The sequence below is a fragment of the Rosenbergiella collisarenosi genome, from assembly GCF_018494085.1.
In the GTDB taxonomy this organism is placed as follows: Bacteria; Pseudomonadota; Gammaproteobacteria; order Enterobacterales; family Enterobacteriaceae; genus Rosenbergiella; species Rosenbergiella collisarenosi.
This window is the reverse complement of sequence record NZ_JABBFP010000003.1, coordinates 1-15742: the sequence shown is the minus strand read 5'-3', so window position 1 is coordinate 15742 and position 15742 is coordinate 1. Positions and strand designations below refer to the sequence as shown.

Annotated in this window: 16 protein-coding genes, 1 tRNA gene and 1 pseudogene; 6 read left to right on the top strand and 12 right to left on the bottom strand. The window is 47.0% G+C overall.

From position 1 onward, the window contains the following. Nucleotides 1–250: 250 nt before the first annotated feature. Nucleotides 251–469: an osmotically-inducible lipoprotein OsmB gene (gene osmB, locus HGT70_RS05775; RefSeq protein ID WP_071430032.1), complete on the top strand. Its 219-nt coding sequence runs from the start codon at nucleotides 251–253 to the stop codon at nucleotides 467–469. A 36-nt stretch (nucleotides 470–505) separates the two neighbouring features. On the opposite strand, the gene yciH is transcribed toward osmB, so the two are convergent. The 5 genes from yciH to HGT70_RS05750 form a co-directional block, all read right to left on the bottom strand. Continuing rightward, the gene (gene yciH, locus HGT70_RS05770) at nucleotides 506–829 is read right to left on the bottom strand and encodes a stress response translation initiation inhibitor YciH (RefSeq protein ID WP_214195228.1); all 324 of its coding nucleotides are present in this window, start codon (nucleotides 827–829) and stop codon (nucleotides 506–508) included. Continuing rightward, nucleotides 826–1533: an orotidine-5'-phosphate decarboxylase gene (gene pyrF, locus HGT70_RS05765; protein WP_214195226.1), complete on the bottom strand. Its 708-nt coding sequence runs from the start codon at nucleotides 1531–1533 to the stop codon at nucleotides 826–828. Before pyrF ends, yciH begins: the two co-directional genes overlap by 4 nt. A gap of 132 nt (nucleotides 1534–1665) precedes the next feature. Beyond that, nucleotides 1666–2832: a lipopolysaccharide assembly protein LapB gene (gene lapB, locus HGT70_RS05760; RefSeq protein WP_214195225.1), complete on the bottom strand. Its 1167-nt coding sequence runs from the start codon at nucleotides 2830–2832 to the stop codon at nucleotides 1666–1668. Nucleotides 2833–2870: 38 nt separating this feature from the next. Beyond that, on the bottom strand, nucleotides 2871–3146 hold the full coding sequence (locus tag HGT70_RS05755) for a LapA family protein (protein WP_214195224.1): 276 nt from the start codon (nucleotides 3144–3146) through the stop codon (nucleotides 2871–2873). 130 nt (nucleotides 3147–3276) lie between these two features. Beyond that, nucleotides 3277–3990, bottom strand: coding sequence for a phosphatase PAP2 family protein (locus tag HGT70_RS05750; RefSeq protein ID WP_071430023.1), 714 nt, complete (start codon nucleotides 3988–3990; stop codon nucleotides 3277–3279). A gap of 128 nt (nucleotides 3991–4118) precedes the next feature. Here HGT70_RS05750 and ribA point away from each other — a divergent pair, with 128 nt between their 5' ends. Then, on the top strand, nucleotides 4119–4712 hold the full coding sequence (ribA, locus tag HGT70_RS05745; protein WP_071430021.1) for a GTP cyclohydrolase II: 594 nt from the start codon (nucleotides 4119–4121) through the stop codon (nucleotides 4710–4712). A gap of 327 nt (nucleotides 4713–5039) precedes the next feature. Here ribA and cysB read toward each other — a convergent pair whose 3' ends face one another. From cysB to sohB, 3 genes are all read right to left on the bottom strand, one after another. Continuing rightward, the gene (gene cysB / locus HGT70_RS05740) at nucleotides 5040–6014 is read right to left on the bottom strand and encodes an HTH-type transcriptional regulator CysB (RefSeq protein WP_071430020.1); all 975 of its coding nucleotides are present in this window, start codon (nucleotides 6012–6014) and stop codon (nucleotides 5040–5042) included. Nucleotides 6015–6199: 185 nt separating this feature from the next. Beyond that, on the bottom strand, nucleotides 6200–8797 hold the full coding sequence (gene topA / locus HGT70_RS05735) for a type I DNA topoisomerase (RefSeq protein WP_214195223.1): 2598 nt from the start codon (nucleotides 8795–8797) through the stop codon (nucleotides 6200–6202). Nucleotides 8798–9142: 345 nt separating this feature from the next. Beyond that, nucleotides 9143–10186, bottom strand: coding sequence for a protease SohB (sohB, locus tag HGT70_RS05730; RefSeq protein WP_214195222.1), 1044 nt, complete (start codon nucleotides 10184–10186; stop codon nucleotides 9143–9145). Nucleotides 10187–10319: 133 nt separating this feature from the next. Between sohB and HGT70_RS05725 the strand changes: the two genes are divergently transcribed. The 4 genes and pseudogenes from HGT70_RS05725 to HGT70_RS16590 form a co-directional block, all read left to right on the top strand. Further along, nucleotides 10320–11081: a YciK family oxidoreductase gene (locus HGT70_RS05725; RefSeq protein WP_214195221.1), complete on the top strand. Its 762-nt coding sequence runs from the start codon at nucleotides 10320–10322 to the stop codon at nucleotides 11079–11081. Nucleotides 11082–11162: 81 nt separating this feature from the next. Continuing rightward, complete coding sequence (locus HGT70_RS05720) at nucleotides 11163–11729, top strand: DsbA family protein (protein ID WP_214195220.1); 567 nt, start codon at nucleotides 11163–11165, stop codon at nucleotides 11727–11729. 125 nt (nucleotides 11730–11854) lie between these two features. Then, nucleotides 11855–11930 (top strand) — tRNA-Asn (locus HGT70_RS05715). A 181-nt stretch (nucleotides 11931–12111) separates the two neighbouring features. Beyond that, nucleotides 12112–12341, top strand: a pseudogene (locus HGT70_RS16590) (Arm DNA-binding domain-containing protein); the annotation flags it as partial. A 312-nt stretch (nucleotides 12342–12653) separates the two neighbouring features. On the opposite strand, the gene HGT70_RS05710 reads toward HGT70_RS16590, so the two are convergent. The 4 genes from HGT70_RS05710 to HGT70_RS05695 all read right to left on the bottom strand — a co-directional run. Beyond that, nucleotides 12654–12905: a hypothetical protein gene (locus tag HGT70_RS05710; RefSeq protein ID WP_092674222.1), complete on the bottom strand. Its 252-nt coding sequence runs from the start codon at nucleotides 12903–12905 to the stop codon at nucleotides 12654–12656. Further along, entirely contained in the window at nucleotides 12902–13513 is a 612-nt protein-coding gene (locus HGT70_RS05705) for an adhesin (protein WP_157725280.1), read from the bottom strand. The genes HGT70_RS05710 and HGT70_RS05705 overlap by 4 nt, the downstream gene beginning before the upstream one ends. Nucleotides 13514–13657: 144 nt before the next feature. Then, nucleotides 13658–13924: a colicin immunity domain-containing protein gene (locus HGT70_RS05700; protein WP_071430011.1), complete on the bottom strand. Its 267-nt coding sequence runs from the start codon at nucleotides 13922–13924 to the stop codon at nucleotides 13658–13660. After that, on the bottom strand, nucleotides 13921–15742 hold a 1822-nt coding region (locus HGT70_RS05695; RefSeq protein WP_214195219.1), incomplete at its 5' end, for a VENN motif pre-toxin domain-containing protein. The genes HGT70_RS05695 and HGT70_RS05700, both read right to left, overlap by 4 nt.

The following is a 15742-nucleotide window of genomic DNA, read 5'->3' as shown; positions in this document are numbered from 1 at the left end:
TCTCAAAACCACCTACCCAGGTGGTTTTTTTTTCCTCATTTGGCTGTGGTATGGAGTAAAGCCACCTTCTGAATGATAAAACCTCCAGTATTTAATCGTGAAATAAAATAGAGTGCGCTAAATTTAAGAGAATTCACCTATATTATAGCTAGGCAGCAAATTAAAATGCTCCATAATCACCTTAATTGTAAATAGCAGGGTATTCATAGTGGTTTAATAAATCATGACGAGTATTCAACGAGGACAAAATATGAAAGTTAAGCGTAATACGATAAATAAAGCGGTACTTGCTGTAGCGTTAGTCACCGTATTGAGCGGATGTTCAAATTGGGACAAGAGAAGCCGTAATACGGCAATTGGCGCAGGTCTTGGTGCGATCGGTGGCTCGGTATTAACCCATGGTGATGGGCTAGGTACTCTAGGCGGCGCAGCACTGGGTGGAGTTATTGGGCACCAAGCCGGACACTAATGATAGGCCGGGACATTCCGGCCTATTCTATGAAAATCAGCCGCCGGACAATTTAACCTTAAAGCCCTTCTGTTCCAGATAGCCTTTCAAAAATTCGCGTTTATCGCCTTGAATCTCAATCATCCCCTCTATTACCGTACCCCCACAGCCGCATTTTTTCTTCAACTCAGCCGCAAATCGCGTTAAAGCAGCATCATCCATATCCAAGCCAGTAATGATACTTACTCCTTTACCTTTACGGCCACTTGTTTGGCGGCTAATACGAACAACACCATCTCCCTTAGGCCGTGGAACTACCGTTTTTTCCTCGGTGATCCTACCGCTCTCTGTAGAATAGACGAGTGGATTATCATTTTTCATGACGTTGATTCCAATGAAGCTAAAATACCTTTCAATGCCTGTTCTGGACTAGCCGATTGAGTAATTGGACGACCAATAACCATATAATCAACGCCAGCACTGACGGCCTCAACAGGAGTCATAATACGCCGCTGATCACCTTGCTCACTACCTTCTGGACGAATACCGGGCGTGACGAGTAAAAATTCTTTACCAAAGCGTTGTTTAAACTGAACCGCCTCATGGGCTGAACACACCACACCCTCTACTCCACACTCTTTAGTGAGCTTAGCGAGTTTTTCTGCATGTGCGGAAGGAGAATCAGTAATCCCCAAACCGTGTAAGTCAGTCTGGTCCATGCTGGTAAGTACTGTGACGGCAATGAGATGCGGTGCTGAGCTTCCAAACTTATCTAAAGCCTGTTTAGCGGCTTCCATCATCCGAACTCCTCCTCCTGCATGGACATTAACCATCCATACACCAAGATCTGCCGCGACGGTAACCGCTTTAGCCACAGTATTAGGAATGTCGTGAAATTTAAGATCAAGGAAGACTTCAAAATTGCGGCGATGTAAGGCATGTATCACCTCAGGCCCATAACGAGTGAACATCTCTTTACCAATTTTTAGACGACAGCTTTTAGGGTCGATACGATCTGCTAACGCTAGCGCTGAATCTATATTATCAAAATCGAGGGCCACAATAACGGGTGAAGCGATAGACATAATATTCCTTACTGGAGATAGGCAACCGAGAGCTCTATTTTACCTACTTAACTAAAACCGTGACAATGGTTAAGTTAGGATCCTGCCCCATCCAACTAGTATGTTGTAACTAATGTGCGTCTTTTTTTGAAACTACGAGTCTAAACCACGCATCGGTTTCACCGTCGACCAACCTTTACACGATGGGCAGTGCCAGTAGATCGCATGCGCCGTAAAACCACACTTCTGGCAGCGATAACGAGGTTTTAAACGTAATTGTTCGCCGACCATATCACGCAGTACCGCAAGACTTTCTTTTGCACGTCCGTCTTCAGTCCCTTCGAGGTAATAATTGACCAATCGGTGAAACCCATTCAAGGTAGGCGCAGAATGCAATTGTGCCTCTAAAAATTGCTGAGCCGGCTCTAAGCCTTGGTCTTGTTCAATTTCGTCTGCGAGGTAAAGCTCAGCCATACTACCATGGTGTTCGGAAACACACTGTTCTAAAAAATGCCGCCAATGCGTTGTGTCTGACAGTCGTTGGTAGGCCTCTTTTATAGAGGGTAATACCTCGCTGATCATCTCTGGGTCTTGTTCGGGAACACGCTTGAGGACCTCGATGGTTTTTTCGGGCTCTCCTTTCGCAGTCCACAGTCTACCGAGCATAATCGACACTCGTGCGCACTTCCTGTCTGATACCTCGGCTTTACGCAGTAAAAGTAATGCCTTGTCTAGGTCATCACCCGCCATCGCCTGGAGGGCGAGTTCACAATAGAAATGTGCGATATGCGTGCCTTGCGGTATTTTATCTGCCTTAGACAGTTTTTCCGCGGTATCAATCGATTGCTGCCAGTCGCGTGTTAGCTGATAAATCGAGAGCAGTTGCTTCAACGCACTAACCTTAAAATCGTTCTCAGCGATAAGTTGTTTAAACATCGCCTCAGCCCGATCATATAGACCGGCAGCCATATAATCGCGCCCAAGTTGCTGAATAGCCAGGAGACGCTGTTCAAAATTCAGAGAGGTACTCTCCATCAAAGACTGGTGAATACGAATGGCGCGGTCGACATCGCCGCGCGAGCGAAAGAGGTTACCTAAGGTTAGGTGAGCTTCAAAGTCGGTGGAGTCTTCTTTGAGCATATCTAGGAAAAGGTCTACCGCTTTGTCTTGCTGATTGGAGAGGAGGAAGTTTACCCCTGTCACGTATTCTCGCGACAGGCGATTAGCTTCTTGTTGTTTACCTTGCTGCGCACTCCTCCTGCCCATATACCAGCCATAGGCTGCTGCAACAGGTAATAGTAAGAACAGCAATTCAAGCATGCGAGGATCCTAAGCGGCTTAGCACTATAGCCAGACAGTTACGGCTGTTTACTAAGCTGTTGTTCAAGTTTGATTACTTTATTTTTAGCGTGGGCAAGAGCCACTCGAGCTCGAAGCCAAAAGACCCCACAGATCACCCATCCTAATAGGAAGCCAATACCAAAGAGTGAAGCCAACAGTGTGGAAAGCCTAAATGTACCTTGAGCGACTAAAAAGTTAAAAGTGACCAGTTGCTCATTTTTCGCTCCAAGCGTGAATGAAGCGACAAAAACGAATAAAACGATAATCACTATTAGCAAATATTTAAATTTCACTTGGCGTCCCTTCAAACTGTTCGTCTAGCAAACGAGTCATTTAATCAAATTATGTTAATGTTTTTTACCAATTACTGCTTATAGTATGGGGATGATTGTCGTTTTTACAATCGTTGAGGACAAAAATCTTTCATTTACGAGAGCATAAGCGACGGTAAACAAATAACACGAGTAAAGTAAATACCCAAGCAATGCTAACGGAGGCAATGAGGTCTCGCGGCCAATGCATACCGAGTAACATTCTACTCCACATCACGGACCATGCCCACAACGTTACGATGATTAATACTGGCCAATACCGTCTCAAACTGATCAGCCCATAGAAGAGCAACAGCCAGCTTGCCACGAAGAAACTGTGTCCGGAAGGAAAAGAATAACCCGTTTCATGTTGCCAGTGCGTACGTTGCCAGCCAGGAATCGATGGCCAAAACGCGGATGACTGAGTGATGAGGGCTTGACGTTCTACCTTGGATTGCTGATAAAAGACGCTCGGTGCAACGTGCAGTTCGTTCGTAAGTTTCACGACATAAGGCCTAGGTTCAGCGAAGTAAGGCTTTAATAATGATTTGATGCCTTGCCCTCCCCCGACCACCACCACTATCAACAGCGCCCATGCTGCGCGACTCTGCATAGAAGAACGACTGGCGCTATAGAGAAGCGTTCCCAATACTAACGACGTCATTATTCCCCAAGGGCGAGTAACCGTCTGGGTTAGCAGGTAAAACGGATAGGCGGTAAGTGAAGTTCGTTGGGGATCCCATTGCCAACCAAAAATAAGCGTTACTAACGGTACTATCAATAATAACCCGGCACCGAGCGAAACGTTAAGTAGCTGCTTACTCATAATTCCCCATAAGAATAGTAACTTAGTGTGCTTTTTTTATGAACATCTTACCTACTTCCGCCGCGAGTATGGCAGAATGTCAGGATGCATCAAGAATAACGAGTATAATTCAAATACCGGGGTATGTAATGCAATTAACACGTGTAGCAGAAGCCAAACTCCCTACGCAATGGGGTGATTTTCTAATGGTTGGCTTTGAAGAAATTTCAACGCATAAAGATCATGTTGCGCTAGTATTTGGCGATATCAGTGGCGATGCACCCGTACTCACCCGTGTGCATTCTGAATGTTTGACGGGCGATGCCTTGTTTAGCTTGCGCTGTGACTGCGGTTTTCAGCTTGAGGCCGCACTCGACGCTATTGCGAAAGAGGGGCGTGGAATATTGCTCTATCATCGTCAAGAAGGGCGCGGTATCGGTCTACTCAATAAAATCAAGGCCTATGCGCTGCAAGATAAAGGATACGATACTGTCGAGGCCAATGAAGCCTTAGGTTTTGCACCCGATCAACGCAATTTTACCTTCTGTGCCGATATGCTTAAGTTACTCGGAGTCGACAGGATCCGCCTTATAACAAATAATCCTAAAAAGGTGAGCGTACTTAGCGAAGCTGGAATTAAAATCAGTGAGCGTGTACCGCTACTTGTCGGACGTAACCCAAAAAATACGGATTATTTAGATACCAAGGCAAAAAAAATGGGCCACTTACTCGACCGCTCGTAGTCATCTTAAACGACTAACGGTAAAAAGTGGGCAGTATTGGTGGGGTTGACCAATACTGCCCATCCTACAATAACTGACGTAAAACCAACCCAACAAGTAGCCAAAAGCCAAGGCAAAATCCGAGACATACACACCAAACCGTCTTCGTTGACCATGCGCAAGTCTTACCTATTTTGCTTAAGTGTTTACATTGATGCGTCATCATAAATCTCTACGGTGCTCTTTTTATTGGAGGTGCGTAGTATGCCGAGCGCTCAATGGTGCAATATAATTACGATCAATATCTTGCTCAAAATAAAAGTTAACTGAGCAAATAATGATGTGGATCTATTTAAAAGGTAGCTTTATATCTTTAAACATCGCCTCTACGTCCTCATTTGAACGTAGCGCGATGGCCGTATCGACAACGTCGCGCGTTAAATGTGAGGCAAAACGTTGGATAAAATCATACATGTAGCTACGTAAGAAGCTACTGCTGCGAAAGCCAATTTTAGTCGTGCTGTGTGTAAAGATATTCGAGGCATCGATACCCACCAAATCAGGATCTGAAATCGGGTCCACCGCCATACTCGCAATAACCCCGATACCTAAGCCTAAGCGTACATAGGTTTTGATAACATCCGCGTCGGTTGCCGTGAAGACTATTTTGGGTGTTAAGCCCGCGTGACTAAATGCGGTATCGAGTTCAGAACGCCCGGTAAAACCGAAGGTGTAGGTGACGAGTGGATACTCGGCTAACTCTTGGATGGTTACTTCTTTTTTCTGCGCCAGAGGATGCGACGGTGGCACGACTATCGATCTATTCCAGTGATAGCAAGGCAACATAATTAGATCGTCGTAAAGATGCAGTGCCTCTGTAGCGATAGCGAAATCAGCGTTACCTTTAGATACTGACTCGGCAATCTGGGTCGGTGAGCCCTGATGCATATGTAAGGATACCCGCGGGTATTTATGCATGAAGCCTTTAATCGTCTCAGGCAGTGCGTAACGCGCCTGGGTATGTGTCGTGGCAACATAAAGTGAGCCTTGGTCAGGCCAAGTGTGCTCCCCTGCGACCGACTTAATCGCATCCACCTTCGACAGCACTTCACGAGCGATACGGATTATTTCCTGACCTGCGGGCGTGACTTGGGTAAGGTGCTTACCGCTACGAGCGAAAATCTGGATACCGAGCTCATCTTCAAGCATCCTAACTTGCTTACTAATACCAGGTTGTGAGGTATAAAGCCCCTCCGCTGTCGAACTGACGTTTAAGTTATGATTGACCACTTCAACAATATAACGCAACTGCTGTAATTTCATTACTCTTCCTTAACACGCGACGACGTAGAGACTAGGCAGGCTAACTCATAAGGGGAAATCTTTATTTGGTATAACCATCATAGCATTATTCATAATGATAAAGAATAATTGGTTATAACCGTTGGAGGGGAGACATTACAGAATTAAAAAATGCATACCTTGGGATAAGGTATGCACCAAGGCGCTTATTTCTTAACTTCTTGCCACTTACCGTCTACGTAGAACAGTGTCCAGTTTGTCGCTTTGCCCTCTTTCTCTGAAGAGACATACTGCTGTTTAGTTTTACGACTAAACCTTACTAACGTTTTATTTCCTTGAGGATCCGTGGCGGGTGCTTCCGTCAGATAGATAAACTTCTCCGGTAGGCGCTCCTTGAAGCGCTGTAACTCTTCGATGAGTGGCGCACGTGTTTCACGAGATTTAGGGAAAGTATTTGCCGCGAGAAAAATCCCTGAGGCGCCGTCACGCAATACAAAATAAGCGTCTGATTTTTCACATTCAAGCTCAGGTAGTGGAACCGGATCTTCTTTCGGTGGTGCCACCTCTCCATTACGCAGAATTTTACGCGTGTTTTTACACTCTTCATTGGTACATGCCATGTACTTACCAAATCGGCCTAGTTTTAAATGCATTTCATTCCCGCACTTATCACACTCTACGATTGGGCCATCATAGCCTTTGATGCGAAACTCCCCCGCTTCCACTTCATAGCCATCACAAGAAGGGTTGTTGCCGCAGACATGCAGCTTACGCTTCTCATCGATAAGATAGCTATCCATCGCCGTTCCACACTTCTCACAACGCCGACGCGCACGCAAGGCATTGGTTTCGGCATCATCACCTTCCAGAATATTTAAAACTTCGTTTTCTGGGATCAGGTTGATGGTCTGCTTGCAGCGCTCTTTAGGCGGTAAGGCATAGCCCGAGCAGCCTAAGAAAACACCTGTGGTCGCGGTGCGGATACCCATAGCCCGATCACAGGTCGGACAGTCAATGGAGGTGAGCACCATCGGGTTAGGTTGCATCCCCCCTTCCTCGGGATCTTTTTCCGCTTGTGTTAATTGCGATGTAAAATCGCCAAAGAAGGTATCGAGGACACCTTTCCACTCGGCTTCTTTATTCGCAACCTGGTCAAGATGATTTTCCATGCGCGCGGTAAAATCGTAATTCATCAGTTCTTGGAAATTCTCCTCCAAGCGATCGGTAACGATTTCCCCCATTTTCTCCGCATAGAAACGGCGGTTTTCAACCTGAACGTAACCGCGATCTTGGATAGTCGAGATAATCGATGCATAAGTTGAAGGTCGGCCGATACCGCGCTTTTCCAGCTCCCGGACGAGTGAGGCTTCGCTAAAACGCGCGGCTGGCTTCGTGAACAGCTGACGTGGGATAATCGTATTCAAACCGAGAGAGTCGCCGACTGCGACAACCGGAAGCGTCATATCTTCGTCGTTTTTACGCAACGCAGGCATCACTTTAGTCCAACCATCAAACCGCAGCGTACGACCTTTCGCTTTGAGCGTGAAATCAGCAGCTTTCACCGTTAATGTCGTGGAATCGTAACGGGCAGGTGTCATTTGGCAGGCAACAAATTGACGCCAAATAAGTTGGTATAATTTACGGGCGTCGGCTTCCATATCTTTAAGTTGTTCAGCCTCAACAATGATATCGGAAGGACGGATAGCTTCATGAGCCTCTTGGGCATTATCTTTACTAGAGTAGACTATCGCTGAGTCTGGGAGATATTTGTCTCCGAATTCCGACTGGATATAGTCGCGTGCCATGCTCAATGCGTCTTGACTGAGGTTGGTCGAGTCAGTACGCATGTAAGTGATATGGCCACCTTCGTACAAACGCTGAGCCAGCATCATCGTCTTCTTCACACCATAGCCAAGGCGTGTACTCGCCGCCTGCTGTAGAGTCGACGTGATAAACGGTGCGCTGGGTTTGCTGCTCGTCGGTCTATCTTCCCGATCGAGCACGTCGAAGCGTGCTTTTTCCAGTAGCTTAACTGCAGAGTCCGTCTCTTGCTTATTGGTCGGCTTAAATGCTGCATCACTTTTATGCGTGACACGCATGAGTAGTTCATCACCTTTCGGTGTGGTGAGGGTTGTATCGACTTCCCAATATTCTTGCGGGACAAATGCCTTGATTTCGCGTTCGCGTTCCACTACTAAGCGTACCGCGACAGATTGCACACGGCCCGCCGAGAGGCCCCGCGCAATTTTTTTCCACAATAGCGGAGAGACCATGTAACCCACGACACGGTCCATAAAGCGTCGAGCCTGCTGAGCGTTAACGCGATCGATATTTAATTGACCGGGCTTATCAAACGCCTGCTGAATCGCATTCTTAGTAATTTCGTTGAAAACGACGCGACTAAAGCGCTGGTCATCACCGCCAATAATTTCGCGCAAATGCCATGCTATAGCTTCTCCCTCACGGTCCAAATCCGTTGCGAGATAAATGTGGTCAGCATCTTTAGCAAGAGCTTGCAGTTCCGCAACGACCTTCTCTTTACCGGGTAAAATCTGGTAGTTTGCCTTCCAGCCGTGCCAAGGATCGACCCCCATTCGGTTGACGAGCGCTTCTGTTGCATCTTTTTTAACGGCTTTAGTGCCTTTTGCCTTACTGGTAGTCCCACTCTTTTTTGCCGCCGAACCGCTGGTGGGTAAATCACGGACGTGACCCACACTAGATTTAACGACAAAGCCACTGCCCAGATATTTATTAATCGTTTTGGCCTTTGCAGGTGACTCCACTATGACGAGTGCTTTACCCATAAATAATCTACCTAATAAAAACGTTCGATGAACGTGAAAAAACCTTGATGGGTAACGTTTATTACCCGCTAAATTCTGTTACAGAATATGTTGTATAGCACAATTGTGGCATCGTCGCGGAAAATAACCAACTGATTAAAGTAATTTATTTCACAGTTCAACGAGTAAATCAGACCCATTGGTCTACAGTACTAAATCGCCACACTGTACCTGATAAAATCAGTTTCGCAACATTATTTAGAGTCTGTTGTAGAGGATTTTCGAGAAGTTCCGAGAGAGGAAATCTGCGCCATTGCAGGGGAAAAGGCCCCTTAAATAAAGGGGCTTTGGCACAAAAAGTAATAACTAGAGTAAGGGTTTCTGACCGCGCTGCCACAGTTTTAACGCAGCTTTTTCGACTGCCGTCGCACCGCTCTGTGTCAACCGTTCAATGATCGTTTTACGACGAGCGTAGCTTAGGCTCAGTAACCGAAACTGCTGCATTCTTTCGATAATCCATGCGTCGCTCGTCGCTATCTCATCGATAAGGCCTTTTTCCAACGCCTGTTTACCGTACCAGTGCTCACCCGTTGCGACACTATCGATGTCGAGACTTGGGCGCATATCGCTCACGAACGCTTTAAATAATTGATGCGTCTCATCGAGGTCTTGGCGAAACTTATCCCGACCCTCTTCGCTATTTTCACCCAACATCGTTAGCGTACGCTTATACTGGCCAGCGGTATGCAACTCAACATCGATATCGTTTTTCTTTAATAGGCGGTGGATATTCGGGATTTGTGCCACAACACCAATCGATCCAATAATAGAGAAAGGTGCTGCGACGATATGATTTGCCACACAGGCCATCATATAGCCGCCGCTAGCGGCAACTTTATCGACGACAGCGGTAAGCGGTATACCGTGATCGCGAAAGCGTTGCAGCTGTGAGGCCGCTAACCCATAACCGTGAACTACGCCGCCAGGACTCTCTAATTTTAGTAGCACTTCGTCGCCAGGCTTCGCCGCCGACAATACCGCAGAGACCTCTTTGCGCAGTGTCTCGACTTCATGAGCATCCATACTCCCTTTGAAACTGAGTAAAAAGAGTACCGGTTTAACCGCGAAAGTGCCGGCTTTAGCCTGCTGCTTTTCTTCTTTTATTCGTGTCTTCTCTTTTTGTTTTTCAGTTTTTAGCCACAGTTTTTGTGCGGTCGGCTCAATCAGTGCTTGTTCGAGTCGTTTTTGTAGCTGCTTATACTCTTTACCCGGTTCGCGAATCACGAGTTCGCCAGGGGATTGTTTAGCCTTACTTCGTTGACTGACGATAAAAATGACAATCGCTAAGACTGCCACCACCAGGGTCACACACTTGGCTAAAAATAAGCCATACTCTGCTGTAAAACCCACGTTATTCTCCTCTCGGGGGTAATTGACGCTACATTAATCGTTTCAATAGATCGTTTTCGATAAGTAATCACCTATGATTGTAACATAGCCGTTGAAACGGCATAACTGCCATCACTTTTGTTAAGGACACGCCATGCACTATCAAGCGCCTCAGGATCTATTAAAAAATCGAACCTTACTTATCACCGGCGCAACGGAGGGCATTGGCCATGAAGCGGCCTTCACTTATGCGCGCCATGGTGCGCGACTCATTCTCCTAGGTCGTAATCAGCAAAAGCTCGACCATGTAGCGGCGGAGCTGCACCATAAGTTCGGTAAATTTCCATCGCTATTCAAAATCGATTTTGCTACCGCAACAGCAGAAGACTATCAAGAGCTAGCGAGGCATATCGCATTGGTGGCACCCACGCTCGACGGCGTGTTACATAATGCGGGAATGCTCGGAAGGATTCAGCCGCTGTTAGACACACCTGCTTCACTTTGGCGACAAGTTATGCAGGTTAACCTCGATGCCACTTATTACCTCACGCAAGCCATCATGCCCTTGCTGCTCAATGCGCCCAATGCCTCACTGATCTTCACGACCTCAAGTGTCGGACGCCAAGGTCGTGCCGGCTGGGGAGCCTATGCGATGTCTAAATTCGCGACAGAAGGCATGATGCAGGTGCTCGCTGAAGAACTCAACGATACCAACGTTCGCGTTAACTGTATTAATCCTGGTGGTACCCGTACAAAAATGCGCGCGAGCGCCTACCCCGACGAAGATGCGATGAAGCTAAAGACGCCTAGTGACATTATGCCGCTCTACCTGTGGTTAATGGGTGAAGATAGCCTAGCGACCAACGGCCAGAGTTTGGATGCACAACCAGGGCGCAAGGCCGGTCCCGCTGAATAAATCGCCGCTGCTCGCTGGAAATTGCGACTTATCTTTGCCAAGCTTGAGCTATTAATGATGATCGAGAACAAGGTGAGTGATATGACAAACGCAGTATTACGCCATAGCGAGCAGAGTTTAACCTGGGGACGCGGAGAACGGGTATTGGAGGTATTTTTAGAACCGACCTGCCCTTTCTCCGTCCTTACTTTCAATAAGCTACCAGAGCTACTGTCCAAAGCAGGCGACGATAGATTACAAATTAAACTGCGCCTACAATCGCAACCTTGGCATCTATTCTCCGGTATCGTCGTGCGTTATATCCTCGCGGCTTCTACCCTCGCAGACGGACAAGTGGCGGTGAAGGCAGTAATGCAAAGCATCGCCGATCATCGTGAGGAATTCGAGTTTATCGACCACTGTCGTGGTCCGAATATGCAGACCACGCCCGAGCAACTCCTACAACGTTTGGTTGCTTACAGCGGCGTCGACGTACGTGAGATTTTCGATCAAGCGGATCTGCAAAATTTGATTAAGTTTCAAGCCAAGTATGCCCGTCAAAATGGGATACATGTGTCGCCCAGCTTCATGATCGATGGGCTGCTCCAGCCGACGATGAGTAGTCAAGATTCTATTGAGGATTGGTTAAAAACACTCGATCTTAACTAATCCGTTCAGTGCGTTAACCATTTTTTAACCAGATTGTTGTTTTACTAGGCAGTTAACCATGAATCCCGATAATTGCCTTTGACAGTCCTACGCCGTGTCATTAGTATACGCCGCGTTAACGCAATTCCTCTGTAGTTCAGTTGGTAGAACGGCGGACTGTTAATCCGTATGTCACTGGTTCGAGTCCAGTCAGAGGAGCCAAATTTAAAGAAGTCAGATGTCTACGGACGCCTGGCTTTTTTGCTTTCTATCAATTGGTTAACCCTTCAAACTTGTCTACTCACATCTATTAAAAAACACTCGAAGCTACACCCTTTTGCTGGTAAAAATACTGGTAAAGCTGGTTCGGTTTTCTTTTTACCAGCAAACAGAGGATGCCGTCATACCACTTACTGACGGGTTGGCCTCTATCTGCTGGTACATCCTAACGGTTCAAAATATTGGTAGTTGGGTTATCGCTTTAAAGGCAAAAAGAAGGTGTTTTCCGTAGACATCTATACCCGTACTTTTAAAAGCGTAGCCAAAAACTGGTTTGTAACTAAATCAGCTTGGTCAGAAGATGATCAGCGCTCAGTCTGGACTCGCATTAAAACTTACCTATTTCCTGATATGTTGGTTATCAGGGACGCAGCCGGTTCACGGTAATGGCAATAAAACTCAATCTACTACAGTGCATATCATCATGGCTCATCAGTCGGTAAAACATTTGTATGTCTGTCCGGCAGATCTAGAGAATGACTCCATTGCCGGTTCAGTAATCCAAAACTGCAAGTTTACGCTGGTTTTGCGCTTCCCCTAGGATTATCAGCACAGCTCGCCATATCGATACCATGCTGTCGTATCCATGCAGCCTGAGCTTCTTCACTACCACCAAGTAAGTTATTCTCAACAACAGTCCCGGTTAAGGCGACCGGGACCTATAACTTAACCAGGTTTGGATGACTTTTTTCTACGACCTTTAAATTTATCAATCAAATTAAAGGTAATTGCAGCTAATGTTATTGCTGATCCTGCAATAATGCTTTTGAAAAGATTCCTCATAATTTCTTCATAAGGTAAATAAAATCCACCCAGATGAATAAAACTTGAAACAACTTTTATGATTAGACCCAATAAGAAAAAACCAACAGTAAAATAAGCAAAAAGAACTATGTATTTAAGAGTGGACTTCATCATTTTCCACTCTCCTGCTTTTTGATAATACTTGTGCCTGCATCAGTGGCAGCTTCGGAAGCAAAAGCCCCTCCAATATCGTAGATGAATCCAGGCAGTTCCTTTCTTGTTATTGAATTAACAATCCCCGGCGCATACTCCCCGAACATGCCGCCAACCCAGGCACCGGCGGCAGAGGCCCCTATCGATCCTGGATTTGGCCCATCAGTAAACACTGCTCCACCTGCCGCTATGCCCACGTTCTGCCAGACTCCACGCCCCGGTGCCAGACCGCCCATAATAGCGGCGGCTCCCGTACTCAGCGGATCGTAAACTTTTCCTTCATTCCCCGACAGGCTCATATCAAACCACTGATAACTGCCATTCGCGACGGCTGCAATTACGCTACCGCCCACAACTTTCGCTATCGAGGCCGCAGGACCTAAGTAGATTGCGACTCCTATCATTAAGCCATCTGTGTAACCCTCAACAATGGCTTTCGTAATATTCGCTCCCTCGGGTAAATCCCCTTTCACATGCTGACTGAGCGCTGTATTGATTTCATCTGAGGTTGCGCCTTGCTGAGCCATGGACATTGCTAATGAAGAGGCTGATTGACCATAATCCGTCATTCCTGAAGGAAGGTTCAGCCAGTTATTCTCAACTATAAATCAGCGACCAGCCGAAAAATTTAGGTGATAACTAAACCGCAGCGGTGAGGCAGTAACTAACTGATATATTGAGTAAGATCCCGGCTCCATTGCCGGGGTCTTAAATTATTTTAACGTATTGAAAAGTTCTAATATTTTATCTCTGAGCTGTTCATCGTTTAATTCATAATCATCCTTATCACTATCAGGATTATATAAATCAGCCAGACAAAAAATACTTGATAAACATTCACTTACTCTTTCTTCATAATTTAGAATATTTTTGTTATCTCTTTCTATACGCCACAGCTCAATATATGCCTCAGCAAAGGCGTTTGCAGATAACCTTTCCTCAGTAAATGACTTTGCAAAATCTAAAATCAAATTACTCATCGTAATATCCCATTTTTCATAAAATTATCGTATTGTGGTGTACTAGGTATCACCTTGAAACCAGTAACAAAATTACCTGAACCATCCACTACCACAGCATTATTAGTTTTAGAGTTAAAAAATACCTTAGAGTCTTTGACAAATCCATATGAACCTTTTTCTATAGTCGCAGCATCATTCATATGATTTTTGATTGCCGTTTCGTACTGACCCAATGTTTGAGGATTTTTCTTTGTTGTTATCACACCAAAATCAATAGCGTGCTTAAATTTTTTATCGAGCTGCTTTTGTGTAATTCCAGTAAGTTCTCTTGAAATATTACTCGATGCTCCCTTTCCTTCATTTTTTAATACATTAGCCGCCACAACCTCTGCTTTCGCTGCCGTGGCTTCAGCCGCTGTCTTACCTATCCCGACAGCACCACCTGCGCCTACTCCTCCCGGGACTAAGGCTTCCGACACCTGAATGCCTGCATTATTCAGGCACAGCACTACATTCCCTGCGCATGCTTGTATTACAGTTCTTGCCGCTACAGCTATCTCCGGTGTAGCCGCTGCCAGTAAACCACCGCCAAGCCCAGCTGGAAGTGCCACCATCAGCGCATCCTGCATCGCCAGACCTTTCTGACAGGACGCTGAACCTGGATTATCCGCACAAGAGGCAATATTCTTGCCATGCTCTCTGGCGAACTTCTCCTGACCGTCCTCAGTACCACCCATCAGGTTATTCTCAACCGTCACCTTCCCGGTGTGCGCACCCGCCATAGCATTCGCCATATCGCCGCCGGCTAACCCTCCCGCCAGACCGGCCGCAAGAGTCGCGAATACACTGACCATCTGCTTCTCGTTTTCGGTGAGCGCGTTAACCTCTCGTCCATAGGCACCCGCCGCAATCACCCCTACCAGCTCTGCACTGGTGGCTGCGGTGGCTCCGACTAAGGCGTTATTTCCCTGCGCGGCGGTGAGCACGGCATTAACGGTAGCATGTGCCAGTAACTTACCGTTCGTATCCAGCTCACTCTGGCCGATGATATTGGCAATATAGGGTGCGCCTACACCGGCTAGCGCGCCGCCAATGTCTCCGCCGGCAAGCCCCTGTACCGCCGCGCTCACCGCTTGGATGGCTCGCTGAACGCTCCCGCCCACACCGAATCCCGAGTCGTTCATCGCCTGCTGATAAAATTGCTGAGTGATAAATTCTACTAAGGTACGCTCGTCAGGCTGTTGACCAGGATGCTGGCTAAGCCACTGCGCCTTGATATTCTCCTGTTGCTCGGGGGTCAGCTGGGCGACTTTCTCTGTCGCCGTTTTTATGGCCGCAAGCTGGCCCTGCGTCTGCGCAATATTCGCGGCTTGTGCCCCAATACTGCTGATCAATTGTGCTTCGCGTAGGCGATTTTGCTCCTTCTCCTTATCAAAGATCGGGCTGAGCGCCTGGTGAGCGTTTTCTACATCACGGCTGAGCGAGGATAAAGACTGCGATTGCTCGGCAACGTCGCGAACCACTAAGGTTCCTTGGCTTATCGCTGAGTGGGTGACCGAGTCAGCACTGCCGGCCCCCGCTGCCCCTAGCAGTAAAGAGTTCGCGGCACTCTTCAGCAGCTGGCTAGTCGGATCGCCCCCGGAGCTCATGCCGACACTTTTGTGTTCAACCTTATACTCGGCATGATTATCGATATCCGTAAACCCTAACGTGCCGGTCTGTAGCTGATTATTCTGCGCGGCGGCAGTAGCGCCGATCACCGCGCCATTCAACTGCGTATGCTGCCCCACTGTAATCGAGAACCCGCCCTGCCCGGCAAAAATCCCGGTTTGCTCC

What these genes read in the sequence shown, in the direction of transcription:
- HGT70_RS05720 (WP_214195220.1), top strand. Translation starts at nt 11,163, where the DNA reads ATGACAAACGCAGTATTACGCCATAGCGAGCAGAGTTTAACCTGGGGA.
- HGT70_RS05700 (WP_071430011.1), bottom strand. Translation starts at nt 13,924, where the DNA reads ATGAGTAATTTGATTTTAGATTTTGCAAAGTCATTTACTGAGGAAAGG.
- HGT70_RS05710 (WP_092674222.1), bottom strand. Translation starts at nt 12,905, where the DNA reads ATGATGAAGTCCACTCTTAAATACATAGTTCTTTTTGCTTATTTTACT.
- yciH (WP_214195228.1), bottom strand. Translation starts at nt 829, where the DNA reads ATGAAAAATGATAATCCACTCGTCTATTCTACAGAGAGCGGTAGGATC.
- lapB (WP_214195225.1), bottom strand. Translation starts at nt 2,832, where the DNA reads ATGCTTGAATTGCTGTTCTTACTATTACCTGTTGCAGCAGCCTATGGC.
- cysB (WP_071430020.1), bottom strand. Translation starts at nt 6,014, where the DNA reads ATGAAATTACAGCAGTTGCGTTATATTGTTGAAGTGGTCAATCATAAC.
- ribA (WP_071430021.1), top strand. Translation starts at nt 4,119, where the DNA reads ATGCAATTAACACGTGTAGCAGAAGCCAAACTCCCTACGCAATGGGGT.
- osmB (WP_071430032.1), top strand. Translation starts at nt 251, where the DNA reads ATGAAAGTTAAGCGTAATACGATAAATAAAGCGGTACTTGCTGTAGCG.
- HGT70_RS05725 (WP_214195221.1), top strand. Translation starts at nt 10,320, where the DNA reads ATGCACTATCAAGCGCCTCAGGATCTATTAAAAAATCGAACCTTACTT.
- HGT70_RS05750 (WP_071430023.1), bottom strand. Translation starts at nt 3,990, where the DNA reads ATGAGTAAGCAGCTACTTAACGTTTCGCTCGGTGCCGGGTTATTATTG.
- HGT70_RS05705 (WP_157725280.1), bottom strand. Translation starts at nt 13,513, where the DNA reads ATGACGGATTATGGTCAATCAGCCTCTTCATTAGCAATGTCCATGGCT.
- topA (WP_214195223.1), bottom strand. Translation starts at nt 8,797, where the DNA reads ATGGGTAAAGCACTCGTCATAGTGGAGTCACCTGCAAAGGCCAAAACG.
- pyrF (WP_214195226.1), bottom strand. Translation starts at nt 1,533, where the DNA reads ATGTCTATCGCTTCACCCGTTATTGTGGCCCTCGATTTTGATAATATA.